A 21,424-nucleotide genomic window follows, 5' to 3' on the forward strand; every position below is an offset into this window, starting at 1 on the left:
CCTGCTCCCTCGCCTATCGGGTCTTGCGGGCGAGCCGCGGGTTCATGGCGTCGTTCAGGCCCTCGCCCACCAGGTTGAGCGCCAGCACGGTCAGGAGGATCATCACGCCGGGGAAGAAGCTCATCCACCAGGCCTGGCGCAGCACCGTGCGGGCGGCGCCGATCATGTAGCCCCAAGACATGACGTCCGGGTCGCCCAGGCCCAGGAAGGACAGGGCGGATTCCAGCAGGATGGCGGTGGCCACCATCAGCGAGGTCATGACGATGACCGGCGACATCGTGTTGGGAAGGATCTGGGTCAGGATGATGCGGGCATTGGACTGCCCCAGCACCACGGAGGCCTGGACGAACTCGCGCGATCGCAGGCTGAGGAACTCACCGCGCACCAGGCGCGCCACCGGTGGCCAGGAGACGATGCCGATGGCCAGGATCACCGACTCCACGGAGGGCTGCATGATGGCCACGATAACGATGGCCAGGGCGAAGTTCGGGACCGTCTGGAACAGCTCGGTGAAGCGCATGACGCCGTCGTCCACCCAGCCGCCGTAGTAGCCGGCGAAAGCCCCCAGGGTAACGCCGATCAGCAGGGCGACCACGGTGGAGGTCAGCCCTACGAGCAGCGAAACCCGGGCGCCGTGCACCAGCCCGGCGCCGATGTCGCGGCCAAGCGTGTCGGTGCCGAACCAGTAGCCGTCCACCTCCATGGGCGGCAGGAAGGGCCGCTGGACCAGCTTCCAGGGGCTGTCGGGATAGATCAGGGGGGCGAAGATCGCCATCAGGATGACGGCGACGATGATCACCAGGCCGACGACCGCCCCCTTGTTGCGGCAGAAGCGCTTCCAGAATTCCAGGTTCTTCTGCATCACGACACCTCGATGCGCGGATCGACGAAGGTGTAGACCAGGTCGGTGACCAGGTTGAAGAGCACCACCACCGCCGAGGAGACCAGGAAGACACCCAGCAACAGGTTGTAGTCACGCTGCAGGAGGGCGTCGAACATCAGCCGGCCGATTCCCGGCCAGGCGAAGACGGTTTCCGTGAGCACGGCGCCGCCCACCATCTGTCCGGCCTGGATGCCGGCGAGGGTGATGACGGGCAGCAGGGCGTTGCGCAGCACGTGCATGCGGGTAATGCGACCGGGCGCCAAACCCTTGGCGCGGGCGGTCTTCACGTAGTCCATCTCCATCACCTCCAGCATCGAGGCGCGGGTCATGCGGGTGTAGACCGCCATGTAGAAGAGGCCGAGGGTCAGCGCCGGCAGGATCAGGTGCTTGAGCACGTCCAGGACAAACTCCAGGCCGGTGTAGCCGGCGCCCACGGAGAACATGCCGAAGCCGGGCAGCCAGCCCAGGTAGACCGAGAACAGCAGGATGGACATGAGCGCCACCCAGAACAGTGGCGTGGCATAGAAGACCAGGGCCAGCACGGTGATCAGGCTGTCCGTCCAGCGACCCACACGGGCCGCGGCCAGTGCCCCCAGCAGCACGCCGGTCATGAGCGCGAAGCAGAAGGCCGTGCCGGTCAGCAGCAGCGTCGCCGGCAGGCGCTCGAAGATCAGGGTGGCCACCGCCTCGTCCTGGCGGTAGGACCAGCCCAGGTCGAGGGTGAGGATGCCCTCCAGGTAGATGAAGAGCTGCTCGTGCAATGGCTGGTTCAGCCCGAACTTCTCCTGCAGCTGCCGGATGAACTCCTGGTCGGCCGCACCGGCCTCGCCGGCCATCACCTGGGCCGGATCACCGGGCGCCAGGCGGATCAGGAAGAAATTCAGGATGACGATGGCGAGCAGGACGAAGATGCCCTTGACCACTCGCCGCGCGATGAAGGAAAGCTTGCCCATTGGTCACATCTGCCGTGCGAACGTTCCCTCTCCCTCCGGTGAGGGAGAGGGAACGCCGTTGGAAGGAAGGATCAGCGGTCGAGCCAGGCGTCCGCGAAGCCGTCGTTCACGCCGATCGCCGTGGTCACCAGGTTCTTGACGTCACAGCGATAGATGGTCGGGAACTCCAGCTCCAGCAGCCAGGCGACGGGCACATCCTCGACCAGGATCTGCTGCATCTCCTTATAGATCTCGGCCCGCTTCTCGTCCGGGAAGGCGACCGCACCTTTCTCGGCCAGCTCGTCCACACGCTCGTTCTTGTAGCCTGCGACGTTGTTCCAGGGCGAGCCCTTGGCGATGTTGTCGGAGATGTAGTTGCGGGTCACGCCCAGGGCCGGATCACCGTACTGGTAGAGGTAGGTGAAGGCCATGTCGTAGTCCCACTCGTTGAGACGCTGGTTCCAGCCGCCGACGTCCGTGGCCTCCATGTCCACGTTGATGCCGACTTCCTCCAGGTTCTGCTGCACGGCTTCGGCCCAGCGCTGCCAGGTCTCGCCGTAGGGCAGGGGCAGCAGGCGGATCTCCTCGCCGTCGTAGCCGGCCTCCTCCAGCAGTTCCTTCGCCTTGTCCGGATCGTAGGAGTAGTCCTTCACGTCGTCGGTGTAGAAGCGCGTCACCGAGTTCACCGGACCCGTGGCGACACGGCCCTGGTCGTTCCAGACCACCTCCTGGGCGAACTCCTTGTCGATGGCGTACATGATCGCCTGGCGCACCCGCTTGTCGTCGAGCGGTGCTTCACGATTGTTGAGCCACATCCAGGCCAGCGGTGCGAAGTATTCCCAGCCCTTTGTGGTCATACAGGTGTTGTCCATCTCGGCCAGGCGCGGCACGTCGAAGTTCTCGATGGAGCCGCCGGGCAGGATGTCGATCTCGCCGTTCTCGTAGGCCACGGCCCGCGATGCGGCATCGGGGATCACGTGCCAGTAGATCTCGTCGAGATAGGGCTGGCCCTCCACGTGGTAGTCGTCGTTGCGCACCAGGTGGATGTAGGTGCCACGGTCCCATTCCTCGAACTTGAAGGGACCCGTGCCGATGGGCGGGTTGTCGTCCGCGGTCTCCTGATAATTGGTGCCCTGGTAGATGTGGGCCGGCCACATGGGAACCGTTCCGACCTCGAAGAGGCCGAGGAAGGGACCGAAGGGCTGTTTCAGGGTGAAGCGCACGGTGTAATCGTCGAGCGCCTCCATCTTCTCCACGTGCTCCAGGTTGACGCGCAGGCGCGGGTTGGTCTCGCGCAGCATCTCGTCCATGGAGAAGATCACGTCCTCGGCGGTGAAATTCTCGCCGTCATGCCACTTCACGCCTTCCTTCAGGTTGAAGGTATAGACCGTGCCGTCCTCGTTCACTTCCCAATCCGTTGCCAGGTTGGGGATGGGGTCCAGGTCGTGGTCGTACTTCAGCAGGCTTTCGAAGATGTTGCCCGCAACCATCTGGGTCGGGGCGTTCTGCACCATGCCGAGGTCGAGGCTGGGGGGTTCCGGCTGGATCACGACGTTCGCCGTGCCACCGCGCTTAGGCTCCTCTGCCAGCGCCGGGCCGGCAACGAGGGCCAGCGTGGCGACGCTGGCGACAGCCGCGGCTTTCAGGCTCTTGTTAGAGGCCATTGTCTTCTCCTTCTAGACTGTGAATCCCTGTTGTCTCTCGTGTTCATTTTCCGGGGTTCGGCCCCGGTTCGTCGCGGTCTTGGCGCCGCTTGCTTTCCCTGGCGGGAATCGCTTGGCCCACCTCAGGCAGCATAGCCCGGGCAGTGCGTGTCGGCCAGCCGCAGCAACGCGTCCCATTCGCTGTCCGCTACGGTGCCGTCGGTTTCGAGTTTCTCGTAAAAGCGCTCGTATTGGCGTGCGGTCTTCTCGCGGACCGCGGGGTCCGGCAGCACCAGCTCGGCGCCGCTGGCCTGGACGGCCAGCTGGGCCCGGCAGGCGCGCTCGAGATTGTACATCAGCTTGAAGCCCTCGCTGACGCTGCGTCCGCAGGTCAGCGTGCCGTGGTTGCGCAGGATCATGACATACTGTTCGCCGAGATCGGCCACCAGGCGCTGGCGCTCCTCGTGATCCAGCGCGATGCCCTCATAGTCGTGATAGGCGATACGGTCATGGAATTGCAGGGACCACTGGTTGAGCGGCAGCAGCCCGTCGGCCTGGCAGGAGACGGCGACGCCAGAGACCGTGTGGGTGTGCAGAACGCAGACCACGTCCGGGCGCGCGGCATGCACGGCGGAGTGAATCGTGAAGCCGGCCGGGTTGATTCCCAGGTTGCAGGGGTCCTCGATCACCTGGCCGTCCATATCCACGGTAACCAGGCTGGACGCTGTGACCTCATCGAAGCGCTGGCCGTAGGCGTTGAGCAGGAACCGATCATGTCGACCGGGCAGGCGCGCGGAGATGTGAGTATAGATAATGTCGTCCATGCCGAAATGCGCGACCAGCCGATAGGCCGCCGCCAGATCGCGGCGCAGCCGAAGCTCGTCGCTGCTCCGGGAGACCTCCGACGGATGGTCCTGCTCCTTCGCAACCTGCATGCACTCTCTCCCCTTCAGCCTCCGGTCGGCCGCGTGATCCGCGATCCTGTTCTTGCTTGCGGCTTTGAACGGGGCAAACGGTATCACGCCCTTTTTCCGGGTCAAAGCAAAACTTGTCGACAATCGACACAAGGGCCTTTTACAGTCCTTGTCGTCAAGGAGGCGCGGAATGGTACTTCCCCAGCGCGAAAACGGCATCACTTTTCGGGAGATCGCGCGCAGCGACCTGGTCGGCCAGGTGGCCGGGCAGCTCTATGCCGCCATCACGGAGGGGCGCCTGAAACCCGGCGCCCGGGTCGTCGAGGCCGCCGTGGCACGGGAGATGGGAGTCAGCCGCGCGCCGGTGCGCGAGGCGGCACGCCTGCTGGAACAGCGCGGCCTGCTGGTGGCCAGCCCTGGGCGGGGGTTTACCGTGCGCTGCCCCACGGTCGGCGAACTGGACGATATCTATGGCCTGCGCATCAACCTGGAGACCTATGCCGCGAACCTGGTGATCGAACGCGCCGAGGAGGCGGATCTGGCGCGCCTGACGCAGCAGCTGGAGCGGCTGCGTGCCACGGCTGCAGAAGGCGACGTGGCGCGGACGGTGGAGGAGGATCTGCGCTTCCATCTGTTGATCTGCGAGTTGTCCGGGAACCGGCGCCTGCTGCGCGTTTTCACCGACCTGGCCGACGAAATCCGCCTGATCATCGCGCTGATCGAGCAGATCTTCGATGATCCGCAGCGCCTGGCCGATGCCCATATCCCCTTGCTGGACGCCCTGCAGGCCCGTGACAAGGAGCGTATCGCGCGCGAGATGGACTGGCACATCGGGGTGGCCTGGGAACAGCTGCGCCGCCGCTACGACGATGCCGGCCAGACTGCAGCCGGGGACGAGGTGACGGATGCCGGCGCATGAGTCGCGGCCCGGGGTGTTGACGTTAAGTTGCTGCGAACTATGTATTTTGGTGTCAGGCGCCATGATAGGTGCAATGCCTTAGGACAAGCGACCTGCTTCATTTGAACGGTAATTTGAAGGAGGTGGTAAACATGAGCGTACGTGATCTGATCCCCCGCACCCGCACAACCGACAGGCCCTTGGCGACGGAGCGCGGCAGCGACCCCTTCCTGGGTCTGCAGCGCGAGATAAACCGCCTGTTCGATGACACCTTCAACGGCTTTGCCGCGCCGGCCCTGTTCCGTAATGGCGAGAGCTGGCCGCGCGTGGAGTTGAAGGACTCCGACAAGGAACTGCAGGTGTCCGCGGAGCTGCCGGGCCTGGAAGAGAAGGACGTGGAACTGTCGCTGGAGCAGAATGCTCTCGTGATCCGGGGCGAGAAGCAGCACGAGGAGAAGGATGATGAACGCCGTTTCAGCGAGTTCCACTACGGCCGGTTCGAGCGCCGCATCCCCCTCGACTGGGAGGTCAACCCGGACGAGGTGAAGGCGCAGTTCCGCAACGGCGTGCTGGAGATCACGGTGCCGAAGTCGGAGAAGGCCCAGGAGCAGAGCCGCCGCATCCCGATCGGCAAGGGCTGATGCGGTCGGCCTGACCGGACCCACGTGCCGCACCGCGGGGACGAGGCAAATCCCGCGGTGCGGCTTTTCTTTGCAGGACTCCTGTATTACCCGGGGTGGTTTCTGGAAAAATCCCGAACAGACCTATATAGATCGAGGACAAACAGGACTGCACTTCAGGCAAGCTGACATGGCCCGGATGAGAGCAGCCCGGGCCAGCTACCTCAGCGATCCTTTCACGCGAGCCTCTTCCGGAGTTTAAAATGCGCCTGACCATGCACACGGACTATGCCCTTCGGCTGCTGATCCTCCTGGCGGCCAAGCAGGGCGAACCTGCCACCATCCAGGAATCGGCGGAGCGTTATGGCATCTCGAGAAACCACCTGATGAAGGTGGCGCACCGCCTGGGACAGGCCGGCTTCATTCACACCCTGCGCGGCCGGCGGGGCGGGTTGTTGCTGGCGCATTCGCCCGAGGAGATCAACCTGGGTGCGGTTGTTCGCTTCACCGAAGAGGACATGAACCTGGTCGAATGCTTCGATCCAGCCAACCAGAGCTGTGCCATCCTGCCGGCCTGTCGCCTGCGCGGCCTGCTGAACCAGGCGCTGGCGGCGTTCCTGGCCGAACTCGATCGCTATACACTGGCCGATATCACGGCCCAGCCGGCGCAGCTGCGCAGCCTGCTGGGGCTGTCCAACTCACCGTCCGATACGGCGGCTTGAAGCCGAGACGAGGGGCCCCACCTGTTGCAGGTGGAAGGGGGCAGGCCCGCGCCCTCTCCGTGAACCTTGTCTGGCCGAGAAGGAGGTGACGATATGCGTACGCCCTTGACCCGTGAGGCTGTGACCCGTGTTCTGGGCCCCGTCGACAATACGATCAGTGCCGAACTGGTGGCAACCGGCGCCAGCGAGGCGGAACTGCAGGAGGCGCATGCCTGGCTGAATAATGACGAGGCCCTGATCAACGAGGGGCGTCACTTTCCGACAGGGCGCGTGGCCGAGCTCCTGGAAATTCTCAAGCTCCATGAGGAGGAGACTCCAGAGGTGGAGCAATAGTCGTTTCAGGGGGCGGGACAGCGCACACGCCTTGCCGACTATCCCTGGCTAACCGGCGCATCATCCTGCAGCTTTACACAGTTGCGGCCGCTGTTCTTTGCTTCGTACAGCAGCCTGTCCGCACGGCTCAGGGCGTGATCGATCGTTTCCGCCTGCTGGATCACGACACCGCCGATGCTGACGGTTGCGCTGCATGAAAAGCCGTTGAAACAGACCGCCTCCCCTTTGGCGGCTTGACGAATTCGTTCAGCCACCTGCTCTCCTTCGAGGATGCCGGTTGCAGGAAGCATGATCGCAAACTCCTCGCCGCCGATCCGACCGAGGATATCGCTTTCCCGAAGCGTCCCCGTCCAGGTGCGTGCAAGATGCTTCAGCAGTTCATCCCCGCAGGCATGACCGAAGCTGTCGTTGATATTCTTGAAGTGGTCGATGTCCAGGACCAGAAGGATTCCTGGAAGAGTGCCCTCGCGGCCGGCTCTGTAGATTTCCCTCTTGGTCAGCTCAAAGAAGTGACGTCGATTCCATAACCCGGTAAGGGCGTCCACACGGGCCAGGCGCTCCGTTTCTTCCTGCTGTTCTGCAAAGGCCGTCTCCAGCTTGGCGATTTGTTTCAGGCGCTTGACCCTGGCGACACTGACAGTCGCATAGAGTATGGCGCCAGTCAGCAGGTATACGTTTATTATGAGTTTGTATTGAAGGGGAACGTCATGTGGCAGTAGGGCGAGGTTCGGAAACACCAGGACTGAAGTCGTAGCGGCGAGTATAAACTTATATCCAGTGGTGAGCTGCACGGCTGCAATAAGTATGATGAAGATACCCGCCAAAAGCCTGTCAAGATTTCCTATGGATACATATATAAGAGTAATTCCAATTAATGCAGATATAGTGCATAAAAAACTTGTTATATTGAGTATATTATAATTTTTATACTTCCTTGATATAAAAATAGATAAAGAAAAAATTAGTGTCAGTATTAAGTAAACTGCAAATACATATAAATTTATTTCACTGTATATATACGTTACAAGGGTAAAAAATATTAAATATAATACTATTGCAGAAGAAGATATTACATAAAGATAATGCTTTAAGGAAATAGATTGTATTTCCCTGTACCTTGTTTCCGCGTTTTCTTCTCTTCTTTTGCCTGCGCCTCCCATAATTCCATGATATTATATTTCGGAAGCTGCTAGAAGAGTCATTTTCAGACAAAATTATGGCAGCTTAGGGTCTGTGATCTCCTTGATAAAGGTAAGCTTTGAAGTTTACCTGCAGTGCAGGGAAGGAAACCGCAGCGCTGTCACTATGAACATACCTAAAAGAGCCAGGAGTTTACCCGTTTCCGCTATTGCGTAGAGCATGTGGTGATTTGAGGGAGTCGGTATCTCGCCAGCGATGATGGTGCGAACGCGCTCGTTCAGTTCCGGCAGCAGCCAGAAGGTTTCGAGTGCCAGCAGGATGATCACCAGGCCCAGCAACAAGGACCACCTGCGCGGAAAGCCGGAAACCAGCGCCACAACGGCGGAAATCAGAACCATCACCCATTCCACACGGTTGAACAGGGCGAATGTCACCCGTCCGACGTCCAGGGCAACCGGCAGGTCAAGCGATGGGGCCTGGAACTTGACCGGTGTGGCGAGAAAGGAAACCCCGACCAGAAGGCCAATCCAGAAGACTGGCAGGACCAGCCGGGCAAGTGCGCTCCAGGAAGACTTCATTCCGCCTAGCTTCCGCGCACCAAGGCCAGCACCACCGCCATGCCCGTTCCGGCCAAGGCCAGTGCGATGGGGATGATCGCCACTTGAACGAGGGCTCCGCGGCCGCTGACGGGACCGGTGAAGATGTCCATGCGGCCCTTCAGGTAGGTGAGGAAGCCCTTGTGCACAGGCTCCCGATCACGCTGGAGTCCTATCAGGATGGCGGAGAGTCCGAAGTACATTCCAAAGAAGGCCGTGCTGATCGTCACCATCCAGGCGCTTTGCGGATCTCCGGCGAAAACCGACCAGAAGGCGACGATCAACCACAGCCACGCAATAATCACCACCCGGAAAAATCCTGGGTGAAGTTCGCGCGACGCCTGGTCCCTAGACGAGGAGGTATCGTGCCTGTCTCGAAGGGGAACAGTCATGCTCAATCTCCCTCTCCGGGGTCCTCGCTGAACTGTGCGGGGTACTTGTCAGGAACGCCGTCCCACTCAGCCGCATCCGTCGGCGGGTCCTTCTTCATGAAGATGTTGGGCCACTTCTCGGCATACTCGGCGTTGAACTTGACCCATCCTTCCATGCCGGGATCGCTGTCCGGATGGATGGCTTCGGGCGGGCATTCCGGTTCGCAGACGCCGCAGTCGATGCACTGGCTGGGCGAGATCACCAGCATGTTTTCGCCTTCGTAGAAGCAGTCCACGGGACAGACCTCGACGCAGTCCATGTACTTGCACCTGATGCAGGCGTCCGTCACCACATAGGTCATGGCCGGACCTCCTGCGCGGCGATTGCGCGCAAGGCGCCGGGGACGGCCAGGTCGGCCCGCTGGAAAACGGTAGACTTCAGGGTTTCGGTGCTCCGCTCGGCCCGATCCACGAAGGCCAGCGCCACGGTTCGTTCGCAGACCGCGAAGGCGCTTTGCCGGAAGAGCCCCAGCCAGCGGTCGAAATGGGCCGGACGGATGGTGCGTATGTTCTGATGGGCCGGTATGGGGCGGCCTCGGTAGCGGCCGGTGCCCAGCATCTCGGAAGACCAGAAGGCGCACATCCGCTCCAGGTGCGCGTCCCAGTCATGGTCGAGTTCCTCGAGAAACAGCGGACCCAGAACCGGGTCGCGACGAATCCTGCCATGGAAGTCGCGGACCAGACGCTCGATCAGCGCCTCCGTGATGGGCGTCCGGGATGTGGTCTCGGCCGGATCCTTCGCGGCAGGGCTGTCCGGATGAGGGTGCATTGGAACCTCTCTTTTAATAAGTATACTCTGTACTTCTTATCCTGGGACGTTATAGTGCCGTCCCGAGAAAAGCAATAGTTCGTATACATCTTTCGGAGTCATCATGCAGCTCTCTTTCTACAGCGATTATGCGCTGCGCCTGCTCATGCGCCTGGCGCTCGATCCGGAGCGCATGGTGACAATCCAGGAGGTGGCCGACGCTTATGGAATCTCGCGCAATCACCTGATGAAGATCGCCTATGAGTTGGGGCAGCACGGCCTGATCCTGACGTTCCGGGGCCGCAAGGGCGGTCTGCAGCTGGGCCGGCCCGCCGAGGACATCTCGCTGGGGGAGGTCATCCGGGCAACCGAGGAGAGCCTGGCCCTGGTCGAATGCTTCGACGCCGAGCGCAACACCTGTGTGCTTTCGCCCTGTTGCCAGCTGAAGGGTGTCCTGCAGGAGGCTCTGCAGGCTTTCCTGGCGGTTCTGGATCGCTACAGCCTGGCTGACCTGACGCGGCAGCCAGAGTTGCTGCGTGCCTGCATGATGACGTCGGTTCAAGACAGCGAGGAGGGCCCGTCATGGCGGCCATGAAAACCGAAGACAGCCGCCCTCTCCGGACGGCGAGCGGCTTCGCGCTATTTGCCTACGGCTTTCGGCCCTTCTTCCTGGGGGCCGGGGTCTATGCACTGCTGGCCCTTCTGATCTGGCTGCATGCCCTGAGTGGCGGAAGCTGGCCGGTCGGCTTCATGTCGGCCATGGACTGGCACGCACACGAGATGGTGTTCGGCTTCGCCGCGGCCGCCATGGCCGGATTTCTGCTGACGGCGGCGCCCAACTGGACCGGGGAAGGCGGCTATTCCGGCTGGCGCCTGGTCGTGTTGGCCCTGGTCTGGCTGGGCGGGCGGCTTGCCCTCAATCCCTACCTGCCGCTTCCACCGGCCTGGGCCGCTCTCGTCGATCTCGCATTCTTCCCGCTTCTGGTCCTGACGGTGCTGCCGGGGCTCATCCGTGCCCGCAGCCGCCGCAACGCCGTGTTCCCCGTGCTGCTCCTGGTCTTCTGGAGCGGCAACCTGCTGTTCCATCTGGAGCAGCTTGGCGCAACCCAGGCAACCGCCCGGATGGGGATATTCCTGGCGATCAACACCCTGCTGCTGGTTCTTGCAATGCTTGGAGGCCGGATCATCCCCGCCTTCACACGCAATTATCTGAAGGCGCGCGGAACAGAGGTCTCTCTTGAGAGCCCGCGCTGGCTCGAAGTTCTGACGCTGGTCTCCCTGCTCGCCGTCCTGCTGCTGGACCTGGTCGTGGCAGGCAGCCGAGTGACCGGCTGGGCCGCCTTGATAGCCGGTTTGCTCACCGGCGCCCGCCTGGCTTGCTGGCAGGGCTGGCGGGCATGGAATGCCCCCATCGTCTGGATCCTTCATGCCGGCTTTCTTTGGGTGCCCGTCGGCCTGCTGCTGAAGGGGATGTGGCTGGTCTGGGCGATTCCTATCGCTTCGGCCTGGCTGCACGCCATCACGATCGGAGCCTTCGCGACCATGATCCTGGCCGTCATGACCCGGGCCACGCTAGGCCATACGGGCCGGGCGATCGTGGCCGGCAAGCTGACCGTGCTCTGTTACGTCCTGGTTCTGGGGGCGGCGCTGCTCAGGGTCCTGCTGCCGGTGTTGGATCCGGCGATCTATCAGGCCACGCTGGTCCTGTCGGGTGCCGCCTGGATCGGGGCGTTCGCTTTGTTCGTGGTGGTCTATGGCCCGTTCCTGATCCGGCCTCGTGTGGATGGACGGCCAGGATAACCCGCCGGCGTCAGGAATTGCCCGTGAGCTCCTGGAGCCCTTGTGGGGTCAGGATCTCGACGCTGTAGGTTTCCCGGATATCTATGATCCTGTCCTGCCGTAAGCGGGTCAGAGTGCGACTGACCGTTTCGATGGTCAGTCCCAGATAATCCGCAATATCCCCACGGGGCATGTGAAGAGTGACGATATTGTCGGTGCCCTGCCACCGATTTTGGCGCCGAAATACGTCCAGCAGGAAGGAGCTGACCCGCTCCAGCGCCGACTTTCGGCCCAACAACAGCATCTGGTCCTGTGCTGAATCCAGTTCGCGACAGGCCATCTCGAGGAGCTGCTGTCGCAAATCCGGATAGTCCCGTGCCAGGGTGTCGAGCTCATTGAGCCCGAAGAGACAATACTCGGTCTCCGTGATGGCTTCGACATTGAAGGGAAAGTTTTGACGGCGAGTCAGGCCAAGGAAATCACCGGGAAACAGAAAGCCAGTGACCTGCCGCCGTCCATCGGACATGAGGCGACTCAGGCGAACAGCCCCGCGCGTGATGTTGCATGCGAAGTTCATGGGGGCGCCATCGTGGATCATCGTGGCGCCGGCTGGACCATGTTGGCGCCGGGCAATGCGGTCAAGGTAACCCAGTTCGCTTATGGGTAACGAGCTGCACAGCGACTGGGATCGGACGTCACATCTATAACATCTCTCTCCGGTACAGGCCTCCCCCATCGTTTCCGGCACAAAAGCCGGGATCGAGGACGCTGTGGCCGTACCACCATTCCTGACGCCCAGGGTGCGGACAGATCGCTGCATATCGATCACTTCATCGGCGAGTTATTCGCTCTCTCCCACCAATGGAGCGTAGAGGAAGCTACAGCTGCTGTCCACAAACAAGCATATAATGTGCTTGTTTGTGGACAGCAGCTATCCTTCATGCCCGTTTGATTCAGATCAAGGCGTAAGCCCCGGTCTTTCCTATCCTGTTCCCGATTCCCTCGCAGGAGATCGCGATTCGACAGGAGGTAAAGACCGGGTTCATGGCACAGAACACCTCCACACAGGGCAGTAGAGCCCCTGAAGGACAGAGCACTGCTCTGGTGATGAGCACGACAGCCTTCACCGTATGCTTTGCCGTCTGGACCATCTTCTCCATCATCGGAATCCAAATCCGCGAGGATCTAGGCCTGAACAGCACCGAGTTCGGCCTGTTGATCGGTACACCCATCCTGACCGGCTCACTGTCACGCCTGTTCCTAGGAATCTGGGCCGAGCAGTACGGCGGGCGGCGCGTCCTGGCGCTGGTAATGCTGGCCGCGGCCTTTGCCACCTGGGCGCTCACCTGGGCCGACAGCTATATCACCTACCTGATCGCCGCCCTGGGCGTTGGTCTGGCCGGCGGCAGTTTCGCCGTCGGGATCACCTATGTCTCCAAGTGGTATCCGCGCGAGCGCCAGGGTACGGTGCTGGGTATCTTCGGCATGGGCAATGTCGGCACGGCAGTGACCAAGTTCCTGGCCCCCTTCATCATGGTGTCCTTCGGCTGGATGATGGTAGCGCAGCTCTGGGCCATCGTCCTGGCCGCCATGGCCGTCATCTTCTTTCTGACCACGCGCGACGAACCCCAGTTGGCCGCCAGGCGGGCCAGCAATCAGAAGCCCGATTCCTTCCTGGCCCAGCTTGAGCCGCTCAAGAACCTGCAGGTCTGGCGTTTCTCGCTCTACTACTTCTTCGTCTTCGGGGCCTTCGTGGCCCTGGCCCTCTGGTTGCCCAGCTATTACGTGAATGTCTATCAGCTGGACGTGGTCACCGCCGGCCTATTGGGGGCCGCCTATTCCGTCCCGGGTAGCTTGTTTCGCGTGCTTGGCGGCGTGCTTTCCGATCGCTGGGGCGCACGCCGGGTCATGTACCTGACCTTTCTGGTGTCCCTGGGATGCACCTTCCTCCTGTCCTATCCGGCCACCGACTATGTGGTGCATGGCATCGAGGGGCCGATCGAGTTTACGCTGGCCATAGGTTTCATCCCCTTCACGATTCTGACCTTCATCCTGGGCTTCTTCATGTCGCTGGGGAAGGCGGCCGTCTACAAGCACATTCCCGTCTACTACCCGGATCGCGTGGGTGCCGTCGGCGGCGTCGTGGGCATGATCGGCGGTATCGGCGGGTTCGTCCTGCCGCTGGCCTTCGGTGTCATGAACGACCTGATCGGGGTCTGGACCAGCTGCTTCATGCTGCTGTTCGCCATCATTGCCGTGGCGCTGACCTGGATGCACTTCGCCATCCGGCGCATGGAGATGCAGGAATCCCCCGAACTGGCTGGACCGAAGTACCTGCCCGAGCTTTCAGGTAACCCGCCGCCTCCCAGTCGTGCGGCGTCCGACGGCCCGACTGCCTCCGCGACACCGACGCGCTGGTCGCGCGCCACGGGAGGCCGCTCATGAGCGAGGCAACGACCAAGCCCAGCAAGACCTGGCTGGAGCGCTGGGAGCCAAACGACGAAGCCTTCTGGCAGGATCAGGGCCGCAGGTTTGCCTGGCGCACCCTGATCCTGACCACGGCCAGCCTGGTCATGGCCTTCATTGTCTGGTTCGTCATCTCGGCTCTGGTGGTGCGCCTGCCCAACGCCGGGTTCGATTTCACCAGCGGACAATTGTTCTGGCTGGCCTCCATGCCGGGGCTGGCCGGCGGGACGCTGCGCGTGGTGCACACCTTCCTGACGCCGATCTTCGGGACGCGCCATGTGGTGACCTTTTCGACCCTGTCGCTGCTGATCCCGCTGGTGGGTTGGTTCTTCGCCGTCCAGAATCCGGAAACACCCTTCTGGCTCCTGATGGTCCTGGCCTTCCTAGCCGGGTTGGGCGGCGGCAACTTCTCGTCCTTCATGCCGTCAACCAGCCTGTTCTTCCCAAAGCGCTTGCAGGGTACGGCGCTGGCCATTCAGGCCGGTGTCGGAAACTTTGGCGTCAGTATCGTGCAGTTCCTGACGCCCTGGGTCATAGGTTTCGCCCTGTTCGGCAGCATCTTCGCCGCACCGCAGACCGGACCTGATGGCGAGAAGATCTGGCTGCACAATGCGCTGCTGATTTATATCCCCTTCGTCGTGGTGCTCTCGGCGCTCTGCTGGCTCTACCTGCGCAGCGTGCCGTTAAGGGCCAATTTCCGCGAGCAGCTCGATATCTTCGAGCTGAAGCACGGCCTGATCATGACAATACTCTATATCATGACCTTCGGCTCCTTCGCGGGGCTGTCGGCGACGTTCCCGCTTCTGATCAAAGAGAGCTACGGTGGTTTCAGCGAGTCTCTGGACCCGCTGCTCTATGCCTTTATCGGGCCTCTCATCGGTTCGGCCATGCGGGTGGCGGGCGGTCCCCTGTCGGATCGCTTCGGAGGTGCCAAGGTGACGCAGTTTGCCGGCATTGGCATGCTGGTCTGCGCCATCGGAGTCAGCTTCTTCCTGACGCCGGACTCCATGGACAGCTTCCCGTTGTTCCTGGGTTTCATGCTGGGGATTTTCTTCTTCTCCGGCATCGGCAATGCCTCGACCTTCAAGCAGATGCCCATGCTGTTCCCGGCCCGGCAAGCAGCGGGAGTGATCGGATGGACCAGCGCCATGGCGGCCTACGGCCCCTTCGCCATGGGCATGTTCTTCGGCGTCTCGCTGTCGCTCTTCGGGCGCACCACCGAGGTCTTCTACCTGCTGGCCACCTATTACGCTGCCTGCATCCTGATCAACTGGTGGTACTACGCCCGCCGCAACGCCCCCAACCCCTGCTAAGTCGCGCTTCAAGGAGAGATCCATGAGCCATTTTCTCGACAGGCTGACCTACTTCCGCCGCCCCCGGACGGACTTCTCCAACGGGCATGGCGTGACCACCCACGAGAACCGCGCCTGGGAGGAGGCCTACCGCAAGCGCTGGCAGCACGACAAGGTCGTGCGCTCCACCCACGGCGTGAACTGCACGGGGTCGTGCAGCTGGAAGATCTACGTGAAGGGCGGGCTGGTCACCTGGGAGACCCAGCAGACGGACTATCCGCGCACGCGTCCTGACCTGCCCAACCACGAACCGCGCGGCTGTTCGCGGGGCGCCAGCTATTCCTGGTATCTCTATTCCGCCGCCCGCGTGAAGTATCCGCTGGTGCGCAAGCGCCTGATCCGCCACTGGCAGGAGGCGCGCAAGTCCCTGGACCCGGTGGAGGCCTGGGCCTCCATCGCCGGTGACCCCGAGAAGATGCGCGAAATCCGCAAGGTGCGCGGGCGCGGCGGCTTCGTGCGCGCCGACTGGGATACGGTGAACGAAATCATCGCCGCCGCCAATATCCACACGGCCAAGACCCACGGGCCCGACCGCATTGCCGGCTTCTCGCCCATCCCGGCCATGTCCATGGTCAGCTATGCCGCCGGCACGCGCTACCTGTCTCTGATGGGGGGCACCTGCCTCAGCTTCTATGACTGGTACTGCGACCTGCCGCCCTCCTCGCCGCAGACCTGGGGCGAGCAGACCGACGTGCCGGAGAGTGCCGACTGGTACAACTCCACCTTTCTGGTGGTCTGGGGCTCCAACGTGCCGCAGACGCGCACGCCCGATGCACACTTCTACACCGAAGTGCGCTATCGCGGCACCAAGAGCGCGGTGATCTCGCCCGATTACAGCGAGGCCTCGAAGTTCGCCGACCTCTGGCTGTCGCCAAAGCAGGGCACCGACGCGGCACTGGCCATGGCCATGGGGCACGTGATCCTGCGCGAGTTCCATCTGGACCGCGAGGTCTCCTATTTCCGCGACTACTGCCGCAAGTATTCCGACATGCCCTTCCTAGTGCGCCTGAACGAACAGGAGGGGCGCCTGGTTCCGGATCGTTTCCTGCGGGCGAGCGACCTGGCGGATCAAGGCGGCGAGTCCAACAACGCGGAATGGAAGCCGTTGGCCTTCGACGGCAAGACCGGCAAGCTGGTGGTCCCCCGGGGCTCGATCGGCTTTCGCTGGGGCGAAAAGGGCAAGTGGAACCTGGAGGAACGCAGCGCCTCCGAGGAGGACACGGAGCTGACGCTCTCGCTGGCCGATAGCAAGGACGACGTGAAGCCGGTGGCCTTTCCCTACTTCGGCGGAGGCGAGAACCCGCACTTCGAGGGCAACCCGCTCGAGGGCAATCCGGAGGCGGACGTGCTCGAGCGCAACCTGCCGGTGCGCCGGATCGACACGCCGGACGGCACGGTCTGGGTGGCCAGCGTCTTCGACCTGCTCTGCGGCAACTACGGCCTGGACCGCGGGTACGGCGGCGAGGCCGTCGCCACCTCCTATGACGACAATGTCCCTTACACTCCGGCCTGGCAGGAACAGATCACCGGGGTGCCGCGCCAGTCGGTCATTGCTCTCGCCCGCGAGTTCGCCCGCAACGCCGAGGAGACCGACGGCAAGTCCATGGTGATCCTGGGGGCTGGGCTGAACCACTGGTACCACACCGACATGATCTATCGCGGCATCATCAATCTGCTGGTGATGTGCGGCTGCGTCGGGCAGAGCGGCGGCGGTTGGTCACACTATGTGGGACAGGAGAAGCTGCGCCCGCAGACCGGTTGGCTGCCGCTGGCCTTCGCCCTGGACTGGAGCCGTCCGCCACGGCAGATGAACGGCACCAGCTACTGGTACGCCCACACCGACCAGTGGCGCTACGAGAAGCTGGCGGTGGACGAGGTACTCTCGCCGCTGGCCGAACGCGAAAAATTCTCTGGCAGCCTGATCGACTTCAACGTGCGGGCCGAACGCATGGGCTGGCTGCCCTCCTCGCCGCAGCTGGAGGAGAATCCCCTGGAACTGACGCGCAAGGCGAAGGAGGCCGGAAAGGAACCGCCAGATTATGTTGCCGGCCGCCTGAAGGACGGCTCGTTGCACATGAGCTGCGAGGATCCGGACGATCCGCGCAACCACCCCCGCAACCTCTTCGTCTGGCGCTCCAACCTGCTGGGCGCCAGCGGGAAGGGGCACGAGTACTTCCTGAAGCACCTGGTGGGCGCTGATCACGGCGTGCAGGGCAAGGAACTGGGCGCCGAAGGCGAGTTGAAACCCGAGGAGGTCACCTGGCACGACGAGGCCCCGGAGGGCAAGCTGGACCTGCTGGTCACCATCGACTTCCGCATGTCCACCAGCTGCATGTATTCGGACATCGTTCTGCCGACGGCCACCTGGTACGAGAAGAACGACCTCAACACCTCGGACATGCACCCCTTCATACACCCGCTGTCGGCGGCCGTGGACCCGGTCTGGCAGACACGCACCGACTGGAACATCTTCAAGGGCCTGGCGCGCAAGGTGTCGGAGCTCAGTCCCGGCCACCTGGGCGAGGAAGAAGACCTGGTGCTGACCCCGCTGATGCACGATTCCCCGGGCGAGCTGTCCCAGGCACTGGACGTGAAGGACTGGAAGAAGGGCGAGATCGATCCCATTCCGGGCAAGACCATGCCGAGCATGACGGTGGTCAAGCGCGACTATCCCAATCTCTATCATCGCTTCACCTCCCTGGGGCCGCTGATGGAGCAGCTGGGCAACGGCGGCAAGGGCATGGCCTGGAAGACCGGCGAGGAAGTGGAGTTCCTCAAGCAGCTCAACGGCACGGTGCGGGATCCCCAAAGCGGCGAGGAGCGCGCCAAGATCGACAGCGATATCGATGCCTGCGAGGTGATCCTGGCTCTTGCCCCCGAGACCAACGGGCATGTGGCGGTCAAGGCCTGGGAGTCGCTGAGCGGCACCACGGGCCTGGAGCATGAGCATCTGGCCCTGCCCCGCGAAGACGACAAGATTCGCTATCGCGACGTGCAGGCGCAGCCGCGCAAGATCATCTCGTCACCCATCTGGTCGGGGCTGGAATCCGAACACGTCAGCTACAACGCCGGCTACACCAACGTGCACGAGCAGATTCCCTGGCGCACCCTGACCGGACGCCAGCAGCTCTACCAGGACCATCCCTGGATGCGTGCCTTCGGCGAGGCGCTGGCCGTCTATCGCCCGCCCATCGACACCCGCACGCTGAAGGGCTCGCACGGAGTGCGCGAGAACGGCAACAGGGAGGTGGTGCTGAACTTCATCACGCCGCACCAGAAGTGGGGCATACACAGCACCTATACCGACAATCTCATCATGCTGACGCTCTCGCGCGGCGGGCCGATCGTCTGGATCAGCGAGGTCGACGCCGCCAAGGCGGACATCGAGGACAACGACTGGATCGAGCTGTTCAACGCCAACGGGGCGCTGACGGCGCGGGCCGTGGTCAGCCAGCGGGTCAAGGAGGGCATGTGCCTGATGTACCATGCTCAAGAGAAGGTGGTGAACGTCCCCGGCTCGGAGATCACCGGCCTGCGCGGGGGCATCCACAACTCGGTGACCCGCATCGTCACCAAGCCGACACACATGATCGGCGGCTATGCCCAGCAGAGCTATGGCTTCAACTATTACGGCACGATCGGTTCCAACCGCGACGAGTTCGTCGTCTGCCGCAAGATGAAGACCGTCGACTGGATGGAGGCCGAAGGCCTGCCCGGTCGCACCACGACCACTCCGGCAGCGGAATAGGGAGAGCACGCTATGAAAATTCGCGCACAGGTCTCCATGGTCCTGAACCTCGACAAGTGCATCGGCTGTCACACCTGCTCGGTCACCTGCAAGAACGTCTGGACCAACCGCGAGGGCATGGAATACGTCTGGTTCAACAATGTCGAGACCAAGCCCGGGGTCGGCTATCCCAAGGACTGGGAGAACCAGGACCGCTGGAACGGCGGCTGGAAGCGCAAGAAGAACGGCAAGCTGGAGCCGCGCATCGGCGGGCGCTTCCGGGTCCTGGCCAAGATCTTCGCCAATCCCGACCTGCCGGAGATCGACGACTACTACGAGCCCTTCACCTTCACCTACGAGCATCTGCAGACGGCGCCGGAGAGCCCGACCATGCCCACGGCGCGGCCGGTCTCGCTGGTCAGCGGCGAGATCATGGAGAAGGTCAACTGGGGCCCGAACTGGGAGGAGATCCTGGGCGGCGAGTTCTCCAAGCGCTCCCAGGATTACAACTTCCGCGACATCGAGAAAGAGATCTACGGGCAGTTCGAGCAGACCTTCATGTTCTACCTGCCGCGGCTGTGCGAGCACTGCCTGAACCCCACCTGCGTGGCGGCCTGCCCCTCGGGGTCGATCTACAAGCGCGAGGAGGACGGCATCGTCCTGGTGGACCAGGAGAAGTGCCGCGGCTGGCGCATGTGCGTCAGCGGCTGTCCCTACAAGAAGATCTACTTCAACTGGCAGTCCGGAAAGGCCGAGAAATGCACCTTCTGCTATCCGCGCATCGAGGCCGGGCAGCCGACGGTCTGTTCCGAGACCTGCGTGGGCCGTATCCGCTATCTGGGCGTCATCCTCTATGACGCCGACCGCATCGAGGAGGCGGCCAGCACGCCGGACGAGAAGGACCTCTATGAGGCGCAGCTGGGCGTCTTCCTGGATCCCAACGATCCCGAGGTGATCCGCGAGGCCCGCGAGCAGGGCATTCCCGATGCCTGGCTGGAGGCGGCCCAGAACTCTCCGATCTACAAGATGGCCATAGAATGGAAGGTGGCCTTCCCGCTGCATCCCGAATACCGCACGCTGCCCATGGTCTGGTACGTGCCGCCGCTCTCGCCGATCCAGGGGGCGGCCGAGGACGGTCACATCGGGTTCGATGGCGAGATTCCCGATGCCCGGAACCTGCGCATTCCCATGCAGTACCTGGCGAACCTGTTGACCGCCGGGGACGAAGAGCCGGTGTTGAGCGCCATCCGGCGCATGTTCGCCATGCGCATCTACATGCGGGACAAGCATGTGCACGGACGGCTGAACAATCGCATCGCCGGCGAGGTGGACCTGCTGCCCGAGCAGATCGAGGAGATGTACAAGGTCATGGCCCTGGCGGCCTATGAGGACCGCTATGTCATCCCGACCACGCACCGCGAGGAAGCCGAGGACACCTACAACCTGCAGGGCGGCTGCGGCTTTTCCTTCGGCAACGGCTGTTCCGAGGGCGAGAGCGACGAAGTGCGGCTGTTCGGCAAGCCCAACTCAATCCGCGGTGCCCTGAAGAAAGCGAGCCTGTCATGAAGACCTTCCGTATCCTGGGCCTGCTGCTGACCTATCCCGAGCCGGAGATGATCGCGGCTTTGGACGAGATGGAGGAGGTGCTGCACCATGAGGGGCTGCTGGACCGCCAAGCTCTCAAGGGCCTGGAGCCCCTGTTTCAGCGGCTGAAATCGGAAGACCTGCTGGACCTGCAGGCCGAGTACGTGCACCTCTTCGACCGTTCGCGCCAGCTGTCCCTGCATCTCTACGAGCATCTGCATGGCGACAGCCGCAGCCGGGGGGAGGCCATGACCACGCTGTCCACGGTCTACAAGCTGAACGGCTTCGAGCTGGCGGTCAACGAGCTGCCCGACTACCTGCCGCTGGTCTGCGAGTTCGCCTCGCTGATCGAGGAGAAGGCGGCCCGCGCCCTGCTGGCGGATGCCGTGGACACCCTGGCGGCCATGGAACGCTGCGCCCGACAGCGCGAGGCTGACCATGCCGCTATCTTTGCCGCGCTGATCGCGCTGTCCGCACGCAAGCCGGACGAGGAGGAGATCGCCGCCGTGCTGGCCGGCATGGCCAGCGAGCCGGAGGATCTCGACGAACTGGACCGCGACTGGGAGGAGGAGCCCGTGACCTTCGGGCCGGGGGCGCCTGCCTGCGCGGGATCGCAGAACCAAGGCCCATCGGCCATGCCGGGACAGGAGCCCTGA

At 62.8% G+C, this 21,424-nt stretch carries 21 protein-coding genes; 11 read left to right on the top strand and 10 right to left on the bottom strand.

All coding sequences use genetic code 11. From position 1 onward, the window contains the following. Positions 1-13 precede the first annotated feature (13 nt). The 4 genes from ACFOW6_RS13640 to ACFOW6_RS13655 form a co-directional block, all read right to left on the bottom strand. Complete coding sequence (locus tag ACFOW6_RS13640) at positions 14-862, bottom strand: ABC transporter permease (protein WP_382422941.1); 849 nt, start codon at positions 860-862, stop codon at positions 14-16. Continuing rightward, positions 862-1,836 carry an ABC transporter permease gene (locus ACFOW6_RS13645; protein ID WP_382422942.1) on the bottom strand — a complete coding sequence of 325 codons (975 nt, stop codon included), beginning with the start codon at positions 1,834-1,836 and terminating at the stop codon, positions 862-864. Before ACFOW6_RS13645 ends, ACFOW6_RS13640 begins: the two co-directional genes overlap by 1 nt. A 71-nt stretch (positions 1,837-1,907) precedes the next feature. Further along, positions 1,908-3,479 carry an ABC transporter substrate-binding protein gene (locus tag ACFOW6_RS13650; protein WP_382422943.1) on the bottom strand — a complete coding sequence of 524 codons (1,572 nt, stop codon included), beginning with the start codon at positions 3,477-3,479 and terminating at the stop codon, positions 1,908-1,910. A gap of 122 nt (positions 3,480-3,601) precedes the next feature. After that, positions 3,602-4,393: a class II aldolase/adducin family protein gene (locus ACFOW6_RS13655; protein WP_382422944.1), complete on the bottom strand. Its 792-nt coding sequence runs from the start codon at positions 4,391-4,393 to the stop codon at positions 3,602-3,604. Positions 4,394-4,562: 169 nt separating this feature from the next. On the opposite strand from ACFOW6_RS13655, the gene ACFOW6_RS13660 reads away from it, so the two are divergent. The 4 genes from ACFOW6_RS13660 to ACFOW6_RS13675 all read left to right on the top strand — a co-directional run bounded on the left by ACFOW6_RS13660 (position 4,563) and on the right by ACFOW6_RS13675 (position 6,945). Continuing rightward, positions 4,563-5,291, top strand: coding sequence for a GntR family transcriptional regulator (locus ACFOW6_RS13660; RefSeq protein ID WP_382422945.1), 729 nt, complete (start codon positions 4,563-4,565; stop codon positions 5,289-5,291). A gap of 131 nt (positions 5,292-5,422) precedes the next feature. Then, the gene (locus ACFOW6_RS13665; protein WP_382422946.1) at positions 5,423-5,911 is read left to right on the top strand and encodes an Hsp20/alpha crystallin family protein; all 489 of its coding nucleotides are present in this window, start codon (positions 5,423-5,425) and stop codon (positions 5,909-5,911) included. Between the two features lie 242 nt (positions 5,912-6,153). Beyond that, complete coding sequence (locus ACFOW6_RS13670; RefSeq protein ID WP_382422947.1) at positions 6,154-6,612, top strand: Rrf2 family transcriptional regulator; 459 nt, start codon at positions 6,154-6,156, stop codon at positions 6,610-6,612. Between the two features lie 93 nt (positions 6,613-6,705). Further along, positions 6,706-6,945, top strand: coding sequence for a hypothetical protein (locus ACFOW6_RS13675; protein ID WP_382422948.1), 240 nt, complete (start codon positions 6,706-6,708; stop codon positions 6,943-6,945). A gap of 38 nt (positions 6,946-6,983) precedes the next feature. Here ACFOW6_RS13675 and ACFOW6_RS13680 read toward each other — a convergent pair whose 3' ends face one another. The 5 genes from ACFOW6_RS13680 to ACFOW6_RS13700 form a co-directional block, all read right to left on the bottom strand. Continuing rightward, the gene (locus tag ACFOW6_RS13680) at positions 6,984-7,769 is read right to left on the bottom strand and encodes a GGDEF domain-containing protein (protein ID WP_382422949.1); all 786 of its coding nucleotides are present in this window, start codon (positions 7,767-7,769) and stop codon (positions 6,984-6,986) included. 441 nt (positions 7,770-8,210) lie between these two features. Continuing rightward, on the bottom strand, positions 8,211-8,663 hold the full coding sequence (locus tag ACFOW6_RS13685) for a DUF4149 domain-containing protein (RefSeq protein WP_382422950.1): 453 nt from the start codon (positions 8,661-8,663) through the stop codon (positions 8,211-8,213). A 5-nt stretch (positions 8,664-8,668) separates the two neighbouring features. Next, the gene (locus ACFOW6_RS13690; RefSeq protein WP_382422951.1) at positions 8,669-9,073 is read right to left on the bottom strand and encodes a hypothetical protein; all 405 of its coding nucleotides are present in this window, start codon (positions 9,071-9,073) and stop codon (positions 8,669-8,671) included. Between the two features lie 2 nt (positions 9,074-9,075). Continuing rightward, the gene (gene fdxA, locus ACFOW6_RS13695) at positions 9,076-9,414 is read right to left on the bottom strand and encodes a ferredoxin FdxA (protein WP_382422952.1); all 339 of its coding nucleotides are present in this window, start codon (positions 9,412-9,414) and stop codon (positions 9,076-9,078) included. Continuing rightward, entirely contained in the window at positions 9,411-9,881 is a 471-nt protein-coding gene (locus tag ACFOW6_RS13700) for a group III truncated hemoglobin (protein WP_382422953.1), read from the bottom strand. Before ACFOW6_RS13700 ends, fdxA begins: the two co-directional genes overlap by 4 nt. A 103-nt stretch (positions 9,882-9,984) precedes the next feature. Here ACFOW6_RS13700 and ACFOW6_RS13705 point away from each other — a divergent pair, with 103 nt between their 5' ends. Together ACFOW6_RS13705 and ACFOW6_RS13710 are read left to right on the top strand one after the other, a co-directional pair. After that, on the top strand, positions 9,985-10,455 hold the full coding sequence (locus tag ACFOW6_RS13705; protein ID WP_382422955.1) for an RrF2 family transcriptional regulator: 471 nt from the start codon (positions 9,985-9,987) through the stop codon (positions 10,453-10,455). After that, positions 10,443-11,660 (top strand): NnrS family protein, encoded by a 1,218-nt coding sequence (locus ACFOW6_RS13710; protein WP_382422956.1) that lies wholly within the window; start codon positions 10,443-10,445, stop codon positions 11,658-11,660. Before ACFOW6_RS13705 ends, ACFOW6_RS13710 begins: the two co-directional genes overlap by 13 nt. 10 nt (positions 11,661-11,670) lie before the next feature. Here the strand turns inward: ACFOW6_RS13710 and ACFOW6_RS13715 are convergent, their stop codons facing one another. Next, positions 11,671-12,459 carry a helix-turn-helix domain-containing protein gene (locus ACFOW6_RS13715; RefSeq protein ID WP_382422957.1) on the bottom strand — a complete coding sequence of 263 codons (789 nt, stop codon included), beginning with the start codon at positions 12,457-12,459 and terminating at the stop codon, positions 11,671-11,673. Between the two features lie 224 nt (positions 12,460-12,683). On the opposite strand from ACFOW6_RS13715, the gene ACFOW6_RS13720 reads away from it, so the two are divergent. Genes ACFOW6_RS13720 through narJ form a run of 5 tightly spaced genes read left to right on the top strand, consistent with a single transcriptional unit; the run spans position 12,684 to position 21,424 of the window. Beyond that, positions 12,684-14,084 (top strand): MFS transporter, encoded by a 1,401-nt coding sequence (locus ACFOW6_RS13720; RefSeq protein WP_382422958.1) that lies wholly within the window; start codon positions 12,684-12,686, stop codon positions 14,082-14,084. Next, positions 14,081-15,418 carry an MFS transporter gene (locus ACFOW6_RS13725; RefSeq protein ID WP_382422959.1) on the top strand — a complete coding sequence of 446 codons (1,338 nt, stop codon included), beginning with the start codon at positions 14,081-14,083 and terminating at the stop codon, positions 15,416-15,418. The genes ACFOW6_RS13720 and ACFOW6_RS13725 overlap by 4 nt, the downstream gene beginning before the upstream one ends. Positions 15,419-15,440: 22 nt before the next feature. Next, entirely contained in the window at positions 15,441-19,205 is a 3,765-nt protein-coding gene (locus ACFOW6_RS13730) for a nitrate reductase subunit alpha (protein ID WP_382422960.1), read from the top strand. A gap of 12 nt (positions 19,206-19,217) precedes the next feature. Further along, positions 19,218-20,750, top strand: a complete 1,533-nt coding sequence (gene narH / locus ACFOW6_RS13735) for a nitrate reductase subunit beta (protein WP_382422961.1) — start codon at positions 19,218-19,220, stop codon at positions 20,748-20,750. Then, positions 20,747-21,424, top strand: coding sequence for a nitrate reductase molybdenum cofactor assembly chaperone (gene narJ / locus ACFOW6_RS13740; RefSeq protein WP_382422962.1), 678 nt, complete (start codon positions 20,747-20,749; stop codon positions 21,422-21,424). Before narH ends, narJ begins: the two co-directional genes overlap by 4 nt.

Origin of the sequence: Fodinicurvata halophila (genome assembly GCF_042651425.1) — a bacterium.
GTDB lineage: Bacteria > Pseudomonadota > Alphaproteobacteria > Kiloniellales > DSM-21159 > Fodinicurvata > Fodinicurvata halophila.